Here is a 17,321-nt window from a genome sequence, read left to right as displayed (position 1 = left end):
GCGATCAATCTTGCGAATGCGCCAATTTCGGTACGTCAGACGCACCCGCTGACCCGCGGCCCGAAAGCGAGGGGTTCTCCATAAAGAAGCGGTGGCAATTGAACGGTCTGTCGATTGCATCAAGGTCCGCACGTTGAAAGCTGCCGTCGGGGCCCATCACCCAACTTTGGGCGACATCTGCCAGATTTGCGGCCATGATTTGGCTGACGATCTGGGCTTTCACGGTGGCGTTCTTGATCTCCACCAGTGTTTCGACGCGGCGGTTCAGGTTGCGGCCCATCCAATCAGCAGATGACATGTAAACACGGGCTTTCTTTGACGGCAGACCGTGGCCGTTGCCAAAGCAGACGATGCGCGAATGCTCAAGAAAGCGACCAACGATGGACTTGACGCGGATGTTTTCGGACAGGCCTTTGATGCCCGGCCGCAAACCACAAATACCACGCACGACAAGGCTGATCTTCACGCCCGCTTGGCTGGCCTTATAAAGTGCATCGATGACGTCGGGTTCGACGATCGAGTTCATCTTGGCCCAGATCTCGGCAGGCTTTCCTTCGGCGGCAAATTTCGCCTCGGCCTCGATCTTTTTGATCAGAGTGGATTTCAGATCAAGCGGTGAAATAGCCAGGTTTTCAAGTGACTGGGGTTCCGCATACCCCGACAGATAGTTGAAGACCCGTGTGGCGTCACGGCCAAGTGCTGTGTCACAGGTAAACAGGCTTAGGTCTGTATAAACCCGCGCTGTGATTGGGTGATAATTTCCGGTGCCGTAGTGCGTATAGGTCACAAGCTGATCGCCTTCACGCCGAACCACGGTCGAGATTTTGGCATGGGTTTTATAGTTGATGAACCCATAGACCACATGTGCCCCTGCACGCTCCAACCGGCGGGACTGCCGGATGTTGGCAGCTTCGTCAAATCGGGCTTTTAGCTCGACAAGTGCGGTGACGGATTTTCCATCCTCAGCGGCTTCGCACAATGCTGTCACGATCGGGCTGTCGTGGGACGTGCGATAGAGCGTCTGCTTGATCGCCACTACGTTCGGGTCGCGCGCGGCCTGATGCAAGAACCGCACGACCATGTCGAACGTCTCATAGGGATGATGAAGAAGCATGTCCTTTTGCCGGATCGCTGCGAACATATCGCCTTCATGGTCCTGTACACGCTCGGGCACGCGCGGAGAAAAGCTAGGCCACAGAAGGTCCGGGCGGTCCTTGATCACAAGCTCACCCAGATCGGCCATGCCGATCATGCCGTCGACGGCGACGATTTCGTCATCCGTGACTTTCAACTCGCGCTTGATCATCGACAGCAGGCCCGATGGCGCACCTTTGGTGATCTTCATGCGCACGACTTCACCACGACGGCGACGTTTCAATGCGGTTTCAAACTCGCGCACAAGGTCTTCGGCCTCGTCTTCCACCTCGAGATCACTGTCACGCAGGATGCGGAATGCGCAGTTTCCCTTTTCGACATATCCCGGGAAGAGCGAGCCTAGATGCTCAAGCAATAGATCTTCTAGAGGAAGGAACCGGTACTGGCCATCTTCGGCGGGCAGGGCGACGAAGCGGTCGATCTGGGCCGGAATGGGCAAAAGTGCCTTCAGCTTCTGCTTGTCAGATTTGCGCTCCAGCTGAAGCGCCAATGTGTATCCGGTGTTCGGAATGAACGGGAAGGGGTGGGCCGGGTCAATAGCCAGAGGCGACAATACTGGAAAAACCTGGTTTAGAAATACCTGATCCAGATGCGCCCGGTCGGCATCAGTCAAGTCCACCCGGCGGGCGATGATGATGTCCTGGCTGTTCATGTCTGCGGTCAATGTTTCAAATACCGCCTGCTGGCGTGCCATAAGCGCGCGCGCATCTGCGTTGATCAGCTTTAATTGCTCAGTTGGACTTAAACCATCTGCTGCAGGCGTCGTCACGCCTTCGCGGACGAGTTCACGCAGCCCTGCCACGCGGACGGTGTAGAATTCATCCAGATTGGTGGCTGAGATCGAGAGAAAGCGCAGCCGTTCTAGAAGAGGAACCCGTGTGTTTTCGGCCTCCTCCAGCACACGCCAGTTGAAGCCCAACCAGCTTAGCTCGCGGTTAAAGAACCGCCGGGTGCCGGCATAGTCCTCGACTGGACGGGACTGCGGGGCAGGGAAGTCCGACGCAAGAAAATCGACTAGGGGAATCTGGGGTGTGTTGTTCTTGTTCATAGCAGCACTCTATCACGTTCATTTGTGACGGGAAGGTGACGTTATGCCTCTGGTTTCGTCGGTGCGTCTAGAACGCGTGCCGCCAGCGCCCGCGTGAGCGGGCGGCCTTCGGTCAAGGCGACTTTGTCCAATTGCGCAACCAGGTCGGCAGCCGCTGCCAAGGACCGCTCCATCCGCGGCAGAATATAGTCGATGACATTCGCGGGTACTGCGATCTGACGGTCATCAAAGAGCTTCACCAGTACGGCCGAAAGTAACATATCATCGGGTGCATCCAGCTGCGCCAGTGTTGTGCTTTCCATCCGGCTGCGGAGATCGGGCAGCGTAATGCCCCAGCGTGTTGCGGGTGCAGCAGCCGTCACCAAAAGCCAGCCTCCCTCGGCCAGTACCAGGTTGTGCAGGTGAAAAAGGGCAGTTTCGGGTGCTGATTGGCCGGCGATTTCCTGAGCGTCCTCGACAACCACGTTTCGTCCGGCAAGGTCGGCGATATCGGTCGCGCCGAGATCAATCGCATTCAGGATCACGGCGTCCGACATTGCGGCCCATACATGGGCCAAATGGGTTTTCCCAGTGCCCCGATCCCCGGTCAGGATCAGCTTGCGATTGGGCCACTCCTGCCACCCTTTGATTACGGCCAAAGCGGTCATATTTGACGGTGTCATTAGGAAATCGTCTAGCCCCTGCGCGGCAAGCGCGGGCAAATCAAAGGTCAGCTGCTCGGCCATCAGTCGCTGCCAAGATCATCCAAAGGCGTACTGCCTGTCACACCTTGATACAGGCGACCATGCTGATATTTCGCGATAAAGAACCGTGCAACGACGCCCAGCGATGCCGCTACTGGAACGGCGACCAGCATACCGACAAATCCAAACAGCGACCCAAAGACAGACAAGGCAAACATCAGCCAGACTGGGTGAAGCCCAACCGACTTTCCGACCAGTTTCGGCGTCAGGATGTTTCCTTCAAGAAATTGGCCAAGCATGAAGATGGCGGCGACTGCACCCAGGCTCCACCAATCGCCCCAGAACTGGAACAGCCCCAGCCCAATGGCCAGCGCACCCCCAACCAATGCACCGACATAGGGGATGAATGTGATCAGTCCTGCGATAAAGCCTACAACCAGCCCAAATTGAAGACCGACCAACATCAGCCCCACCGCATAATAGGTCCCAAGCACGATACAAACCGAACCTTGTCCGCGAATGAAACTGGCGAGTGTCCTGTCGATATCCCGGGCGATTTGGCGGATGGCAGGACGGTGATCAAGCGGCAACAGCTTGTCGATCTGTGCCACCATCCGGTCCCAATCCAAGAGCAAATAGAATGCGACCACCGGTGTTACGACCAGCAAGATGACAATGTTGATCACCCCGAGTGCCGAGTTCAGAACCGTACCAACAAGCTCGCCGCCACGATCTTGAATTTTCTGACCGATCGTTTCAAGCGACTGGCGAATGGTTGAGCCTTCGTCGACCAGCGACGGAAAGCGCTCTGTCAAAAAGGCTTGAAGCTCGCGGAACAGATCGGGGGCGGCGTTCGCCAGTGCAAGCGCTTGTGAAATAAGGGTCGGGACGACCAACAAGATGGCGATGACAAACAGCAAGATAGCGATGACCGAGATGATGACCGTTGCCGATACACGTGACAGGCCCATCGTTTCTAACCGGTCGGCCACAGGGTCCATGAAGTAGGCAATCGCCCCACCTAGGATAAACGGCATGATCACGTGGCCCAAATACCAAAGAGCCAGCGCGAAGATTGCGATGGCGATGGACCAGTACTTGGCTTGCGTCTGAACGGGTAAGGCCATTGGCGCTCCTTCGTCTTTGTCCCTATGTCGCCTAGTCTGTGCGGGTTTTCAAGGGTGGTCGGTGGTGGTCACAACTTACTGAGTTGCAGCTTTGAGGCTTGCCGACAAAGCGCAGACGTTGGATTATAGGGCTTGCGTCAGGTTGACCTGACCAAGTCGAAAAGGACAGGAAATGCGTGTTTTCGTTGTTATCGCCGCGGGCCTAGCTGTTCTTGCCGGTTGTACGGGGCATAAGTACGAACCGCGCGAACCGGGTATCTCGATCTCGGGCGAGGCGGGGATCGGTGTCAAATACGAAGGCGGTAAAACTACACCCGTTAACAAAACGAAGATCCGCATTCATCTTGGCGGGTCGCTTTGACACCCTGAAACTTGTTCAAATTAGCTCGATCGACTGCGCGAATGTGTAGCGCAGGCCATTGTCTGATTGCCCCTCGCGCATCAATCGACTAGACCGCTTGGGATAATTTCGGATTGAACGAGGTCCCAATGCGCCTGTCCCGCTATTTCCTGCCTGTGTTGAAGGAAACCCCTTCCGAGGCCCAGATCGTTTCGCACCGCTACATGCTGCGCGCTGGAATGATTAAACAGCAATCCGCTGGTATCTATTCTTGGTTGCCGCTGGGTTTCAAAGTGCTGCGTAAGATCGAGAACATCGTCCACGAAGAACAGGTGCGTGCGGGACATATTCCGATGCAGATGCCGACGCTTCAGTCGGCGGATTTATGGCGTGAGAGCGGCCGTTACGACGGCTATGGTGAAGAGATGCTGCGCATGCAGGACCGCCACGGGCGCGATATGCTGTTCTCACCGACCGCCGAGGAAATGATCACCGATATTTTCCGCTCGCATGTAAACTCCTATAAAGACCTGCCGCTGACGCTGTACCAGATCCAGTGGAAGTTCCGTGATGAAATCCGCCCACGCTTCGGTGTGATGCGAGGTCGTGAATTCTATATGAAGGACGGCTATAATTTCGATCTGACGAAAGAAGACGCGCTGCACGCCTATAATCGCCATTTGGTCAGCTATTTGCGGACCTATGAACGGATGGGACTTCAAGCGATCCCGATGCGTGCCGATTCCGGCCCAATTGGTGGCGATTACACGCACGAGTTTCTGGTCCTAGCCGACACCGGTGAGTCGGAAGTTTTCTACGACAGTGAAGTCACCGATCTGAGCTTCGGCGACCGGGACATTGACTATGACAATGTCGCGCAATGCCAAGGTGTTATGGACGAGTTCACCTCACGCTATGCGCGGACCGATGAGACCCACAATGAAGCCGAGTTCGAAAATCTCCCCGAGGATCGCCGCCGCGTCGCGCGCGGGATTGAAGTGGGGCAGATATTCTATTTCGGTACAACGTACTCTGAGAAGCTAGGCGCAACTGTGGTCAACAAGGACCAGCAACAAGTGCCAGTTCACATGGGTTCGCACGGGATTGGGGTCAGTCGTCTGCTGGGCGCGATCATTGAAGCCAGCCATGACGACAAGGGCATTATCTGGCCCGAAGGTGTGACACCGTTCCATTGCGGCATCGTGAACTTGAAGCAAGGTGATGACGAAGCTGATGCAGCCTGCGAAGCACTCTACGAGCAACTGACCAATGCTGGTCTTGAGCCGCTCTATGATGATCGTAACGAACGCGCGGGCGGCAAGTTTGCAACAATGGACCTGATCGGTCTGCCATGGCGGATCACCGTCGGGCCGCGTGGCTTGAAAAACGGTGTGGTTGAATTAACCAACCGCCGTACTGGCGAAAGCGAAGAAATGGCGCCCGAGGCCGCAGTCGCCAAGGTGATCGAGATCTACAAGCCGCATCACGTTCGCGGGCTGTAAGCGCTTTTTTGAAGTGTTGAGGAATGGCGCACTCAAGGGTGCGCCATTTGCTTAAGTACTTTCAACCCATCCACCCCTTGACCAGAACACGCGGCTTTGAGAGTCTGGCGACCAAGAATAACAACGGGCGGTGGTCAAGATGATCCGGGCTTTGGCAATGGCAGGCGGTTTGGCCGGCGCGGTGGCGTTGAGCCAGTTTCCCGAGTTTTCACAGCAGTACATGCAGCGCCTTTCGGGCGCACGGACGGAGTTGAAAGTCATCACCGGGGCTTTTGACCTGACGGCAAAGGCAGCAGGCTACTCGCGTGAAGATGCTTTGGAAAATATGGGCGGCTCCACGTTTCAAAACGATTTGCGTGACCAAATGAAGCGGAACTTCAACCGATATGACAGTTTGGATGCCGCCTATGTCTCGCTGAAAGGGACGGAGCCCTTGTTGCGTCTGACAAAGCTTTGGCACTTTCGTGATACGGATTTGGTCCAGCGGACATGGGACGATTTCAGACCAGCGATCCCGGTGACGGCCGACGGATTGCTCTGCGCCGGAATTGGCTTTGTCGGAGGGTGGCTTTCAGTATCACTCTTGCTTGGTCTGCTTATGCGACCATTTCGCCGCGCGGCCTGAGGGGTCTAGATGCCACAGCTTTAGACTGCGCGTGCAGGATTAGAACCGCAGGTTTAGACCAACTTTGACGTTATGAAACAGAGGTGTTGCGACCGTCACATTGCCTAGGGAGTCCGTTAGCTCAGTCTTTCCGTAGTTTACATATTCGTATTCGCCTGTGACTGACAGCCGCTTGGTTAGCGGATGCTCGATCCCAAACCCAAGTATGTACCCGTTCGCAGAGAAGCCGTCGTCAAAGTCGATGGTTCCATACGGACCAGTGCCAATCAGATCATAATCAAAGGAACCGCGCGTGACGCCGATGGTTCCGTAGACAATTGAGTTGAACACCGGGACAGCTCTGCCACCCTTCAAACGAAGAGAGAATGCATGGTTGAGCTTTGTGTTGCCGCGATAGTCCTCGAACCTAACGCTGTCTTCGATTTTGCCTCCCTCGATGGCGATCTCAGGGCCAAATACCCAGCGGCCGGTTTGCCAACGATAGCCGGCGCGTAGACTGCCCGCCCAACCTTCATTGAAAAAGTTACCTAGGCGAAAATCCGGCTCTATCGGAGAAGTAATACCAATGCGGTCCCGGTTTCCGAAGTTATAGCCGATTGTCGCCCCGACATAGGCACCTTCCCAATAAGCTCGGTTATCGCTTTGTGCGAGATCAATCGACGGTTCGACAGTTGGGTCTGTCAGGTTCCCAGCGAATGCGCTTTGAGAGATGACCGCCAGCAGAATTGCGAGGGTCATTTTGGAGAAAAATTGAGTTGGCATCTTACTGATCCATTAGCAACAAAAGAAACGGCTGGTGATTTCTACCTACAAAACCTTGCGTAGGGAAACATTTTTTAGGTCATATCTAGTATGACACCACTAATGATGGACGATCTCTACGTTTGTCCAAATGATAATCAAACTCTGGGTTGTATACATTTTGTATTACTATTGAACGCATCCAAGCGATTGGGGCCATTGCCAACTAAGTGGTACATGTCGGGTTGGTGCAATTTTAGGGAGCTTTGACGCGATTTACATGGCCCATTTTCCGACCGGGCTTAACATCCGCCTTGCCGTAAAGGTGAAGTGCTGCGTTTGCCTCTTTCGCGATCTCTGGGACTCGGTTCATGTCGGCTCCGATGAGGTTCTCCATCACGACATCCGCATGGCGTGACCCGTCGCCCAGAGGCCACCCCACCACCGCGCGGATGTGTTGTTCGAACTGGTCTATCGCACAGCCATTTTGTGTCCAGTGCCCGGAATTGTGAACGCGAGGCGCAATCTCATTCACAATAAGTCCTTGAGGTGTAACGAAAAGCTCAACACCCATAACGCCAACATACTCCAACGCATTCAACACGTTCGCAGCTAACAAAACGGCATCTGTGCGCTGGGCTCTGGTCAGGCGCGCTGGAACTGTCGTGGTCGAAAGAATGCCGTCCTTGTGGACGTTCTCGCCGGGGTCGAAGCATGCGATCTCACCGTTCAGGCCACGCGCTGCGATCACACTAACTTCGTGGCTAAAGTTCACGAAACCTTCCAGCACGGCCGGGGCGCCCTGAATGTCGGAAAAAGCCTGTTTGGCATCTTCAGCAGAGCGCAAACGCGCTTGTCCTTTCCCATCATATCCAAATCGACGAGTCTTTAGGATGGATGGTGTGCCGATTTTTTCAACCGCAGCTTCGAGATCTTTAAAATTTTCGATGTTTTCATAAGGAGCCACATGCAACCCGAGACCAGATAGGAATTCCTTCTCTGTTAATCGGTCCTGACTCACCCGAAGCGATTCGCGATCGGGTCGGATGGGCCGATGTGCCTCTAGCACGTCCAGAGCGGCGGTTGGGATGTTTTCAAACTCGAATGTAATGACGTCGACTGAGGCTGCAAACGCCTCGAGAGCCGCATGGTCACCATAGTTGGCCGTCGTCACATGATTTGCGACATGACCGGCTGGAGGATTGGAACCCGGTTCAAAAATGTGGGTTCTGAAACCAAGGCGAGAAGCGGCAACAGACAGCATGCGACCAAGCTGGCCACCGCCAAGGATCCCTATCGTCGCGCCGGGTGCAAGAGCATCAGTCATCTGACGGCTCATCGGGTATGGAGGCGGACAGCGCGTCGCGCCAGTCATTCAGCCGGTCAGCTAAGTCCGCGTCTGAAATCGCAAGTATGCCCGCAGCCATAAGCCCCGCATTGGCAGCGCCTGCCGCGCCGATCGCCATGGTGGCCACGGGAAAGCCCTTGGGCATCTGAACAATGGAATAAAGGCTATCAACACCCGATAAGGCGCGGGTTTGCACCGGAACACCCACCACCGGCACACGCGTTTTTGAGGCCATCATGCCAGGTAAATGCGCAGCCCCCCCTGCGCCCGCTATGATGACATGCAATCCGCGATCTGCGGCGGTCTTGCCGTACTCCCACAACCGGTCCGGCGTGCGATGCGCCGAGACAATCTTCGTTTCATAGGCGATGCCCAGTTCATCAAGAATATCTGCGCCTTCCTTCATCGTCGACCAGTCAGACTGGCTGCCCATGATGATACCCACTTTTACATCGGTCATGCTGTCCTCGCGTCAAACGCATAAGTTTGGCGCTTACTTACAAGCTCTGCATGGTGCGATGCAATCAGGCAATGATATCCGGGGTCAGTTTGTCTTCGATCTGGGCAATCTTGTCCTTCAAAGCCAGCTTTTGCTTTTTCAGGCGCCGCAGCTGTAGTTGATCGGCGCGTCCACGCTCTTCCAAGGCATGAATTGCGTCGTCCAAATCACGGTGTTCTGCGCGGAAGACCTCCAGCTCCACGCGGAGCACTTCTTCGGTCTTCATCTCTTTAGCGTTGCTCATTTTTGCGAGTCGTTCTTTTCTTGGCGATTGCGGGGACAGTTTAGCGCCAACAGGTGCACTTAGCCAAGGAAAAGCACCCCTTGCAAGCACCGCGGCCAGCCCCCATATTTTCTACAACGGTCGCCGCTTTAGGGGCCAAAAACGTGTCGCTTAGTTAAGGACGTGTCGATGACAAAGATGAATCTGGGAACACATCCCTTTCTTTTGGGCTTTGAACAGCTTGAACGTATGGTCGAACAGGCCGCGAAATCCGGCAAGGATGGCTACCCCCCTTTCAATATTGAACAGGTCAGTGACCGTGCCTACCGTATCACGCTTGCCGTGGCGGGGTTTTCTGATGACGATCTGTCGATCACGGTAGAGAACGCCAAGCTGGTGATCCGCGGTGCGCAGTCAGACACAAGTGATGAGCGTGTGTTTCTACACAGAGGCATTGCAGCGCGCCAGTTTATGAAAAGTTTCGTTTTGGCCGATGGCGTTGATGTGATTGGCGCACGGACAGAAAACGGCCTTCTGCATATCGACCTTGAACGGGCTGAACCCGAGCGGTTGGTGCAAACGATCCAAATTAACAAGGGGTGAGCAGATGAATCACAAACTATCACTTGATAAGGCCGAGATCGGTAACATCGTCTACGTGAAGTCCGTAGCGATTGAGGACCTTCCCGCCGACATTCGGGATGAAGCGCGTGCACAGGCCAACGGAGTTGAGACGCTCTATTCTGTGCACCGAGAAGATGGCGAGCAGTTGGCTTTGGTTGCAGACCGAAAGCTGGCCTATCTGCTTGCGCGTGAGAATGATTTTTCGCCGGTATCCATCCACTAACGTGGAATGACGGTCAGAGAACAAACAAAGAGTGAGTAAACCCGGAGGAGACCTCCGGGTTTATTCTTTTTACGAGCGCCTTAGGCTTTGATCAGGCCCATGCTTTCAAGTTTCAGCAGAACTTGATGGGCGCAGTTGTCGACGTCCACATTTTCAGTTTCAACACTAAGCTCTGGGTTTGTGGGAACATCATAGGGATCAGAGATACCTGTGAATTCTTTGATCTTGCCTTCTCGTGCGAGCTTGTAGAGCCCTTTGCGATCACGGCGTTCACATTCTTCGATTGATGTGGCGACATGGACCTCAACAAACGCCCCGAACCCTTCAATATCTTCGCGCACAGCGCGACGTGTGGTCGCGTAAGGTGCAATGGGTGCACAGATGGCGATACCGCCGTTTTTGGTGATTTCCGAGGCGACGTAACCGATACGACGGATGTTCAAATCGCGGTGCTCTTTGGAGAAACCAAGTTCAGATGACAGGTTCTTACGAACGATATCGCCGTCCAGAAGGGTTACGGGGCGTCCGCCCATCTCCATCAGTTTCACCATCAACGCGTTGGCGATGGTGGATTTACCAGAGCCCGAAAAGCCGGTGAAGAACACGGTGAAGCCTTGTTCCGCGCGTGGTGGCTTGGTCTTGCGCAGTTCTTCCACGACAGTTGGGAAGCTGAACCACTCAGGAATTTCCAGACCTTCGGACAAGCGGCGACGCAGTTCGGTGCCCGAAATGTTCAGGATCGTCACGTCGTCTTTGTCGGTGATCTCATCCGCTGGTTCGTACTGGGCGCGGTCTTGCACATAAACCATGTGCTTAAAGTCGACCATCTCGATGCCCATTTCTTCTTGATGCTCGCGGAACAGGTCCTGTGCATCATAGGGGCCGTAGAAATCGTCACCGGCCGAGTCTTTGCCGGGCCCCGCGTGGTCGCGGCCAACAATAAAGTGAGTGCAGCCATGGTTTTTGCGGATCAAGCCGTGCCACACTGCTTCGCGCGGGCCAGCCATACGCATGGCAAGGTTCAGAAGGGACATGCTTGTTGTGGCGGCGGGATATTGGTCCAAGACGGCCTCGTAACAGCGCACGCGAGTGAAGTGATCAATATCACCGGGTTTGGTCATGCCGACGACGGGGTGGATCAGCAGGTTGGCCTGAGCTTCTTTTGCGGCCCTGAACGTCAGCTCTTGGTGCGCGCGGTGCAGCGGGTTTCGTGTTTGGAACGCGACGATGCGGCGCCAGCCCAGCTTTCGGAAATAGGCGCGCAGTTCATTGGGGGTGTCGCGGCGGGCGCGGAAATCATAGTGGACGGGCTGCTGGATTCCAACAATCGGACCGCCCAAATAGACCTTACCAGCTTGATTGTGCAGGTAATTCACCGCCGGGTGAGCGTCATCATCCGCGCCGAATACTTTTTCAGCCTCGCGTGCTTTGTTGGGTTCCCACCGGTCCGTGACGGTCATGGTCGCCAGAATGACGCCTTCCTGATCGCGAAGGGCGATGTCTTGGCCCAGCTCAACCGACTTTGCGAAGTCCTCTGAGACATCCAATGTGATTGGCATCGGCCACAGTGTGCCGTCGGCAAGGCGCATGTTCTCGACCACGCTATTGTAGTCGTCCTCGGTCAGGAAGCCCTTCAGGGGATTGAACCCGCCGTTCATCAAAAGCTCCAGATCGCAAATCTGACGTGGTGTCAGGTCATGGCTGGTCAGGTCTGCCGCCTCGACTTTTAGCTTCTGGGCACTTTCATACGAGACATAGAGCTCGGGGATTGGAGTAAGGTTGTTTTCCATTGGATGGGTCCTGTGTTTCAGCGGAACCAAGCCGCTTGAAGTTCCGGTTAGTTCTGCGTGCAATGCGTCATATTCTGCAAATTTGCGGGTTAGAAATTGATCTGTAAGCCTTAGTTTTTCAGCACCACCGCGTGACGTCAGCGCATAAGCGAAGCGTTGACGTTTATCGGGGCCAGACCGTTCAGTGACTTTAATAAGGCCGTTATCTGTTGCCCTTCGCAGCAAAGCGTTCAGACGTCCAAGTGAAATCCCAATGGATGCCGCCGTCGCGCGCTGCGAGGCCTCAGGCGCGGCATCAAGCTGGCGCAAGAGTAGGAAGAGCTGATCTTCCTCGGTAGAATTGGGTTTTGTCATTGGCGACGTCATGGCTGGCGACTCAAAGTGTGTTCACGCGTGAACACATGGCATGGATTGAGGTTTGAGCAAAGATATTTTTAGGGGGAAAAGACGTTCCTAAAAGACGTGGTATTGCTGTAACGCCGCGGTTGAGGTGCGCGTTATGCAGGGAAGGGAAGCGGGTCCCCAGCAACTTGAACCTGTTTCGAGGTGTTTACGAACAATACCAGATGCGTAAGGTCCGGGCGCGATCGCGAGGAATACAGCATTCCCTGTGCGTTCCGGTCGCGCGCTGCATCGGAAATCGCCCATGTCGAGGCCGGTTGTCCGGCGATCCGTTCGCCCTGCCAAACGATTGAAGCGTGCTCTTGGCCTCTCATATCCGCAACACGATCCAAAGAAATGTTCAGCGGTATGATGTGCCGGTTTCGGTCTGCAATACTCAAATATCGCTTGATTGCGACCGCACAGCCCTCGGGCGTGAGGGATGTGTAGATCGCGAACTGTCCTGAATGGTGAAAACGGCCTTCAGGCGATTGCACCGGCAACAACGCGTCATGATCAGTGAAAATCAGCCGATAGCTGCGACCGGTGAACGATATCATTCCTGTTCAGCGATGAAATGCTCTGCCTCAAGCGCTGCCATGCACCCCATGCCAGCCGAGGTAACGGCTTGCCGGTATTTATGGTCAGTCAAGTCACCTGCGGCGAACACACCGGGGATCGAGGTTGCGGTGGAATCCGGTTTCGTCACGACATAACCCCCCATATGCGTCTCAAGAGTGCCTTTCACCAGCTCGTTCGCTGGTGCGTGGCCGATCGCGATGAAGACGCCCTTTGCGTCAAGCTGCGTGATCTCGCCGGTTCTGACGTGTTTGACGCGCACGCCCGTAACGCCCAAGGGATTTTCGTCACCGACGACCTCTTCCAATGTGTGATCCCACAGGGGAACGATTTTTTCATTCTTCATCAGGCGATGAATCAGGATTTTCTCGGCGCGCAACTCGTCCCGGCGGTGAACCAATGTCACTTTCGAAGCGAAATTGGTTAGGAAAAGTGCTTCTTCGACGGCGGTGTTGCCGCCACCGACCACCACGATTTCCTGGCCGCGATAGAAGAAGCCATCGCAGGTTGCACAGGCCGAAACGCCAAAGCCCTTGAACTTCTCTTCACTCTCAAGACCCAGCCATTTTGCGCGTGCGCCGGTGGCCAGAATAACCGCATCCGCCTTGTAGATTGTCCCGCTATCGCCGGTTGCTGTGAAGGGGCGTTCTGACAGGTCCAGATCTGTGATCAGGTCGCCGATGATCTCGGTTCCCATCGCTTTGGCGTGTTCTTCCATCTTGACCATCAGGTCCGGGCCTTGCACCTCGGTGAAGCCTGGATAGTTTTCGACCTCGGTGGTGGTGGTCAACTGGCCACCGGGTTCCATGCCCTGCACAAGGATCGGCTCTAACATCGCACGCGCGGCGTAGACGCCGGCGGTATAACCGGCGGGACCGGAGCCAATGATCAGGACTTTGGTGTGACGTGTCTCGGACATGGAAATTCCCTTGAGCATTCTGGTTTCCCAACGCATATAAGGCCGCTCGGGGTCCGAGGGAACCCCAACTGTGATGCCTGCCACCTACAACACGTTTCTTTGATGGCTTATCTGGTCCGGAAATTATCTTGCGCATGGACGAAAGATTGTTGCGCATTCAATCGCGCAAGAGTAGTCTTCGCGCAACTTCCGACGAAAGCCCTGTCCAAACAGGGTCTTCGCGCGCCCTCCTAAGAAGGTTAATCAATGTCTGTAAGCAAACTTGATCCGATTGATCGCATGATTCTGGCCGAGCTTCAGGCTGATGGCCGCATGACGAATGTCGAACTGGCCAAACGGGTGGGCATTTCGGCGCCACCTTGTTTACGCCGGGTGCGGACGTTGGAGGAACAAGGGCTGATCCGTGGCTATCACGCGGATGTGGACGCTCGTGCGCTTGGGTTTGAAGTACAAGTCTTTGCTATGGTTGGGCTTGTCAGTCAGGCCGAGGCCGACCTGTCAGCGTTCGAGGAGCAGTGCCGAGGCTGGTCGTTGGTTCGAGAATGCCACATGCTGAATGGTGAGGTGGATTTTGTCCTGAAATGCGTCGCTCCTGACTTGTCGACATTTCAGAGCTTTTTGACCGAAGAACTGACCGCGGCAGAAAACGTGGCGTCGGTCAAAACGTCACTTGTTATTCGAGGGGCGAAAGACGAGCCGGGGGTGCCGTTCGATGTGCTTGAAGCACGTTTGGAAGAAGCGCCCTAAAGCCGAATGGTCGAGATGAGGCGCCCGTAGTCGGCCTCGTTCTGATGACAGCTTCTTCGATACGAGTAGAAACGGTCGGGGTCTGAATATGTGCAATAACGCACCCATTCAGCATGACCCACGCCCGCCGCGCGCAGCCGGTACAGCCCGAACGCTGGTAGATCGAACATCGCTTTGTCACCGTCGGCACCGGCGAAAAACCGACTGTATTCCGGATCCGCGTCCAAAAACCTGTCAAGAAATTCAGGGCCGACTTCATAAGCGCTCTGACTGATCGAAGGACCGATGACTGCGGTGATGTTGCCACGCGCGGCGCCCAAAGCTTCCATTGCATTCAGTGTTGCCTCGAGGACTCCGTCCAACGCCCCCTTCCAACCCGCATGCGCTGCGCCAATCACACTAGCGTCCGGGTCCGAAAACAGAACAGGTTGGCAATCGGCCGTTAGAATAGAGAGCGCCAGTCCCGGCGTCGCCGTTACAATAGCATCGGCTTTCGGTTTTTCTCCGGTCATTGTGTCATCGACGGATACGACGTCTGCGGAGTGCACCTGCCAAACACCACATAGGTGGTCCTGTTGGACGTCCATCGCATCGGCCACACGGGCGCGATTGATCGACACCACCTCGGTTTGGTCTTGGCTCCCTGTCCCGCAATTCAGTCCAGCATAAACGCCAGACGAGGCGCCGCCGCGCCGAGTGAAGAAACCGTGCTTTACAGGCAAGAGCGCGTCTGAGGTGATGATTTCAAGGGTCATTCAAGGCCGGTTTTCATAGCGTTTCGAGAAAGGCCAGGCAGGTGTGGCGCATCTGCGCGAGTCAGTCCCAGCACTTTGAAGAGCGTCCCCATTTCATCCGGATGCGTCAAGCGCCGGTGTGCGGCGATATGCGCCTCAAGCGCCTCTCCGCTGAGTTTCTCTGCAAGTGTTTGGGCGCGTCCGGTGATGCCCAGCCGTTCAAGGAATACCCCTTGTGGGGTTAACAGATGCGGTGTCAGGGCAGGGGCGGCATGGACCAGCGCCTCGAAATCGACATGAGCGGTCAGGTCAGCCTCGCCCGGTGCGGCAAGTATATCGACGTATTTGTGCGCCGACACCGCCTGCAGCGTATCCCCGACCGACCGCCAATCTCCATAATCAAGGATCAGGGCGGCTCCGCCATATGTTTCGATCCGAGTCGCAATCTGAGCTATAATCGCAGATGCGCCCGGGCAGAGTTCAACAATGTCGCCATCCTGTGTGTCGTTTAACCGATGGCTTAGATCACGCACAGGTAAAGGTGCCGTCAAACCAAGCCCAAGTTGTCCCTCTGTCAAGCCAACCTGCCGTTCGCGCCAACCGTCGCCGTCCCGGACAAATTGTCGAACAGGCAGGGCGTCGAAGAACTCGTTTGCAACAACAAACAAGGGTGAATTGGGTAACGTATCCGCTGTGTCATGATGCGTGACGGAGTAGGGGGCGAGCGCCGTGGTTTGGGCGCTGCGTAGGACGGGCGAGGTTTCGATCAGATGTAAATCCATCGCTTTCTGAAAGCCCGGCACCCCAGCCGTAGCGCGCAGCATATCGGCCATCAATGTACCGCGTCCGGGTCCAAGTTCCACCAACGAAAAACGGGCAGGTGATCCCTGATCAACCCAAGCCTGGGCCACCGCCAATCCCAACATCTCGCCAAACATCTGAGTGATTTCAGGGGCCGTGATGAAGTCACCGGATGCGCCGAACGGGTCTCGGGTCGCGTAGTAGCCATGGTCTGGATACATGAGGCATTCGGCCATGTAGTCTGCGATGGATATCGGCCCGATCGTGCTGATCCGGCGTCGCAATATATCGGCAAGCGCGGTCACTGGGGCGCCTTTTCAGGTGTGCGTCGTGAGGCCCAGATGAGTGTTCCGATGCCAATCGCGATCATCGGCAAGGTTAGGGTCTGTCCCATGGTTAGACCCCACTGACCAATGTGGACGACGTATCCGAAGGGGTTATCCATCGTGATGAACTGCGCGTCGGCCTGCCGAAAAAACTCGACCGCGAACCTTGCCAGTCCGTACCCCAAAAAGAACATTCCAGTCAGCATCCCGGGACGCTTAAACCACCCGTGACGGAAGGCGAGAATTAGCAGGACCACACCCAGCACGATCCCCTCAAGCAAGGCTTCATAAAGCTGGCTTGGATGCCGCGCGCAGGCCCCCAGTGCTGCATCCCAACCCGGACAGGTTTGCGCTGCTTCGCCGGGAAAAATGACACCCCACGGCACAGTCGTCGGACGCCCCCAAAGCTCTGCATTGATGAAGTTTGTGATGCGGACCAATCCGATGCCGATCGGGGCCGCGATCGCCATGAGATCGGCAAGTTCTGCGGTTTTAATGTTATGACGGCGCGCAAATACCCAAGTAACGAGAATAACGCCCAAAAACCCACCGTGAAAAGACATCCCACCGGTCCATACCTTGGGAACATCCCATGGGTTCTCTATGAAATAGGCGCGTTCGTAGAACAGCACGTAACCAAGCCTGCCACCCAAGACGATGCCCAGAATGGCCCATGTTGCCAGATCCTCCAGCTGCGCGCGGGTGATTGGTGGGTCATTTGTCCACAAATCAGACCGTGCGATGGCGCGTGCAATGATCCACCATCCGATGGCGATTCCGATAAGATACCCCACTGCATACCAGCGAAGGGCAAACGAGAAGCTACCAATCTCGATCGAGAAGATCTCGGGCGACAGGGCGGGAAAGGGGATGGCCAACAACATGGCGCATTCCTGACCCTGACAG

Annotated in this window: 19 protein-coding genes; 6 read left to right on the top strand and 13 right to left on the bottom strand. The window is 55.5% G+C overall.

Going from position 1 to position 17,321, the window contains the following annotated elements; all coding sequences use genetic code 11:
- Window positions 1-4: 4 nt before the first annotated feature.
- From V6N04_RS02570 to V6N04_RS02560, 3 genes are read right to left on the bottom strand one after another with little or no spacing between them, the layout of a single operon-like run.
- A complete protein-coding gene (locus tag V6N04_RS02570; protein WP_371168547.1) occupies window positions 5-2,203 on the bottom strand; it encodes an RNA degradosome polyphosphate kinase in 2,199 nt (732 codons plus the stop codon).
- Window positions 2,204-2,244: 41 nt separating this feature from the next.
- On the bottom strand, window positions 2,245-2,928 hold the full coding sequence (locus V6N04_RS02565; RefSeq protein ID WP_371168546.1) for an HdaA/DnaA family protein: 684 nt from the start codon (window positions 2,926-2,928) through the stop codon (window positions 2,245-2,247).
- A complete protein-coding gene (locus V6N04_RS02560; RefSeq protein WP_371168545.1) occupies window positions 2,928-4,013 on the bottom strand; it encodes an AI-2E family transporter in 1,086 nt (361 codons plus the stop codon). The genes V6N04_RS02565 and V6N04_RS02560 overlap by 1 nt, the downstream gene beginning before the upstream one ends.
- A gap of 172 nt (window positions 4,014-4,185) precedes the next feature.
- Between V6N04_RS02560 and V6N04_RS02555 the strand changes: the two genes are divergently transcribed.
- From V6N04_RS02555 to V6N04_RS02545, 3 genes are all read left to right on the top strand, one after another.
- Window positions 4,186-4,374 carry a hypothetical protein gene (locus tag V6N04_RS02555; RefSeq protein ID WP_371168544.1) on the top strand — a complete coding sequence of 63 codons (189 nt, stop codon included), beginning with the start codon at window positions 4,186-4,188 and terminating at the stop codon, window positions 4,372-4,374.
- Between the two features lie 128 nt (window positions 4,375-4,502).
- On the top strand, window positions 4,503-5,855 hold the full coding sequence (gene proS / locus V6N04_RS02550; protein ID WP_371168543.1) for a proline--tRNA ligase: 1,353 nt from the start codon (window positions 4,503-4,505) through the stop codon (window positions 5,853-5,855).
- 139 nt (window positions 5,856-5,994) lie between these two features.
- The gene (locus tag V6N04_RS02545) at window positions 5,995-6,480 is read left to right on the top strand and encodes a DUF2937 family protein (protein ID WP_371168542.1); all 486 of its coding nucleotides are present in this window, start codon (window positions 5,995-5,997) and stop codon (window positions 6,478-6,480) included.
- A 39-nt stretch (window positions 6,481-6,519) separates the two neighbouring features.
- On the opposite strand, the gene V6N04_RS02540 is transcribed toward V6N04_RS02545, so the two are convergent.
- The 4 genes from V6N04_RS02540 to V6N04_RS02525 all read right to left on the bottom strand — a co-directional run bounded on the left by V6N04_RS02540 (window position 6,520) and on the right by V6N04_RS02525 (window position 9,312).
- Window positions 6,520-7,242 (bottom strand): outer membrane protein, encoded by a 723-nt coding sequence (locus V6N04_RS02540; protein WP_371168541.1) that lies wholly within the window; start codon window positions 7,240-7,242, stop codon window positions 6,520-6,522.
- Window positions 7,243-7,477: 235 nt separating this feature from the next.
- Window positions 7,478-8,548 carry a 5-(carboxyamino)imidazole ribonucleotide synthase gene (locus tag V6N04_RS02535; RefSeq protein ID WP_371168540.1) on the bottom strand — a complete coding sequence of 357 codons (1,071 nt, stop codon included), beginning with the start codon at window positions 8,546-8,548 and terminating at the stop codon, window positions 7,478-7,480.
- The gene (gene purE, locus V6N04_RS02530; protein WP_371168539.1) at window positions 8,541-9,029 is read right to left on the bottom strand and encodes a 5-(carboxyamino)imidazole ribonucleotide mutase; all 489 of its coding nucleotides are present in this window, start codon (window positions 9,027-9,029) and stop codon (window positions 8,541-8,543) included. The genes V6N04_RS02535 and purE overlap by 8 nt, the downstream gene beginning before the upstream one ends.
- Before the next feature lie 64 nt (window positions 9,030-9,093).
- Window positions 9,094-9,312 (bottom strand): YdcH family protein, encoded by a 219-nt coding sequence (locus V6N04_RS02525; RefSeq protein ID WP_371168538.1) that lies wholly within the window; start codon window positions 9,310-9,312, stop codon window positions 9,094-9,096.
- A 168-nt stretch (window positions 9,313-9,480) separates the two neighbouring features.
- Between V6N04_RS02525 and V6N04_RS02520 the strand changes: the two genes are divergently transcribed.
- Together V6N04_RS02520 and V6N04_RS02515 are read left to right on the top strand one after the other, a co-directional pair.
- On the top strand, window positions 9,481-9,894 hold the full coding sequence (locus V6N04_RS02520) for an Hsp20 family protein (protein WP_371168537.1): 414 nt from the start codon (window positions 9,481-9,483) through the stop codon (window positions 9,892-9,894).
- Between the two features lie 4 nt (window positions 9,895-9,898).
- Entirely contained in the window at window positions 9,899-10,138 is a 240-nt protein-coding gene (locus V6N04_RS02515; RefSeq protein ID WP_371168536.1) for a DUF1150 family protein, read from the top strand.
- A gap of 80 nt (window positions 10,139-10,218) precedes the next feature.
- Here the strand turns inward: V6N04_RS02515 and V6N04_RS02510 are convergent, their stop codons facing one another.
- The 3 genes from V6N04_RS02510 to trxB form a co-directional block, all read right to left on the bottom strand.
- Window positions 10,219-12,282: a bifunctional sulfate adenylyltransferase/adenylylsulfate kinase gene (locus tag V6N04_RS02510; RefSeq protein WP_371168535.1), complete on the bottom strand. Its 2,064-nt coding sequence runs from the start codon at window positions 12,280-12,282 to the stop codon at window positions 10,219-10,221.
- Between the two features lie 143 nt (window positions 12,283-12,425).
- A complete protein-coding gene (locus V6N04_RS02505) occupies window positions 12,426-12,869 on the bottom strand; it encodes an RES family NAD+ phosphorylase (protein WP_371168534.1) in 444 nt (147 codons plus the stop codon).
- A complete protein-coding gene (gene trxB / locus V6N04_RS02500; protein ID WP_371168533.1) occupies window positions 12,866-13,807 on the bottom strand; it encodes a thioredoxin-disulfide reductase in 942 nt (313 codons plus the stop codon). The genes V6N04_RS02505 and trxB overlap by 4 nt, the downstream gene beginning before the upstream one ends.
- A 246-nt stretch (window positions 13,808-14,053) precedes the next feature.
- Between trxB and V6N04_RS02495 the strand changes: the two genes are divergently transcribed.
- Window positions 14,054-14,554, top strand: coding sequence for an Lrp/AsnC family transcriptional regulator (locus tag V6N04_RS02495; RefSeq protein ID WP_371168532.1), 501 nt, complete (start codon window positions 14,054-14,056; stop codon window positions 14,552-14,554).
- On the opposite strand, the gene pgeF is transcribed toward V6N04_RS02495, so the two are convergent.
- Genes pgeF through lgt form a run of 3 tightly spaced genes read right to left on the bottom strand, consistent with a single transcriptional unit; the run spans window position 14,551 to window position 17,299 of the window.
- Window positions 14,551-15,309 carry a peptidoglycan editing factor PgeF gene (gene pgeF, locus V6N04_RS02490; RefSeq protein ID WP_371168531.1) on the bottom strand — a complete coding sequence of 253 codons (759 nt, stop codon included), beginning with the start codon at window positions 15,307-15,309 and terminating at the stop codon, window positions 14,551-14,553. The genes V6N04_RS02495 and pgeF overlap by 4 nt on opposite strands.
- Window positions 15,306-16,394, bottom strand: a complete 1,089-nt coding sequence (locus tag V6N04_RS02485; RefSeq protein WP_371168530.1) for a class I SAM-dependent methyltransferase — start codon at window positions 16,392-16,394, stop codon at window positions 15,306-15,308. The genes pgeF and V6N04_RS02485 overlap by 4 nt, the downstream gene beginning before the upstream one ends.
- Window positions 16,391-17,299: a prolipoprotein diacylglyceryl transferase gene (lgt, locus tag V6N04_RS02480; RefSeq protein WP_371168529.1), complete on the bottom strand. Its 909-nt coding sequence runs from the start codon at window positions 17,297-17,299 to the stop codon at window positions 16,391-16,393. The genes V6N04_RS02485 and lgt overlap by 4 nt, the downstream gene beginning before the upstream one ends.
- Window positions 17,300-17,321 lie beyond the last annotated feature (22 nt).

It is taken from the genome of Aliiroseovarius conchicola (genome assembly GCF_041403445.1).
GTDB lineage: Bacteria > Pseudomonadota > Alphaproteobacteria > Rhodobacterales > Rhodobacteraceae > Aliiroseovarius > Aliiroseovarius conchicola.
Note: the sequence above shows the minus strand (reverse complement) of the source record. Positions and strands in the feature narration are given on the sequence as shown.

Coding starts and splice junctions, on each gene's coding strand:
- pgeF (WP_371168531.1), bottom strand. CDS start 15,309: ATGACCCTTGAAATCATCACCTCAGACGCGCTCTTGCCTGTAAAGCAC.
- V6N04_RS02565 (WP_371168546.1), bottom strand. CDS start 2,928: ATGGCCGAGCAGCTGACCTTTGATTTGCCCGCGCTTGCCGCGCAGGGG.
- V6N04_RS02560 (WP_371168545.1), bottom strand. CDS start 4,013: ATGGCCTTACCCGTTCAGACGCAAGCCAAGTACTGGTCCATCGCCATC.
- V6N04_RS02495 (WP_371168532.1), top strand. CDS start 14,054: ATGTCTGTAAGCAAACTTGATCCGATTGATCGCATGATTCTGGCCGAG.
- V6N04_RS02545 (WP_371168542.1), top strand. CDS start 5,995: ATGATCCGGGCTTTGGCAATGGCAGGCGGTTTGGCCGGCGCGGTGGCG.
- V6N04_RS02505 (WP_371168534.1), bottom strand. CDS start 12,869: ATGATATCGTTCACCGGTCGCAGCTATCGGCTGATTTTCACTGATCAT.
- trxB (WP_371168533.1), bottom strand. CDS start 13,807: ATGTCCGAGACACGTCACACCAAAGTCCTGATCATTGGCTCCGGTCCC.
- V6N04_RS02540 (WP_371168541.1), bottom strand. CDS start 7,242: ATGCCAACTCAATTTTTCTCCAAAATGACCCTCGCAATTCTGCTGGCG.
- lgt (WP_371168529.1), bottom strand. CDS start 17,299: ATGTTGTTGGCCATCCCCTTTCCCGCCCTGTCGCCCGAGATCTTCTCG.
- V6N04_RS02510 (WP_371168535.1), bottom strand. CDS start 12,282: ATGACAAAACCCAATTCTACCGAGGAAGATCAGCTCTTCCTACTCTTG.
- V6N04_RS02555 (WP_371168544.1), top strand. CDS start 4,186: ATGCGTGTTTTCGTTGTTATCGCCGCGGGCCTAGCTGTTCTTGCCGGT.
- V6N04_RS02570 (WP_371168547.1), bottom strand. CDS start 2,203: ATGAACAAGAACAACACACCCCAGATTCCCCTAGTCGATTTTCTTGCG.
- proS (WP_371168543.1), top strand. CDS start 4,503: ATGCGCCTGTCCCGCTATTTCCTGCCTGTGTTGAAGGAAACCCCTTCC.
- purE (WP_371168539.1), bottom strand. CDS start 9,029: ATGACCGATGTAAAAGTGGGTATCATCATGGGCAGCCAGTCTGACTGG.
- V6N04_RS02525 (WP_371168538.1), bottom strand. CDS start 9,312: ATGAGCAACGCTAAAGAGATGAAGACCGAAGAAGTGCTCCGCGTGGAG.
- V6N04_RS02520 (WP_371168537.1), top strand. CDS start 9,481: ATGACAAAGATGAATCTGGGAACACATCCCTTTCTTTTGGGCTTTGAA.
- V6N04_RS02535 (WP_371168540.1), bottom strand. CDS start 8,548: ATGACTGATGCTCTTGCACCCGGCGCGACGATAGGGATCCTTGGCGGT.
- V6N04_RS02515 (WP_371168536.1), top strand. CDS start 9,899: ATGAATCACAAACTATCACTTGATAAGGCCGAGATCGGTAACATCGTC.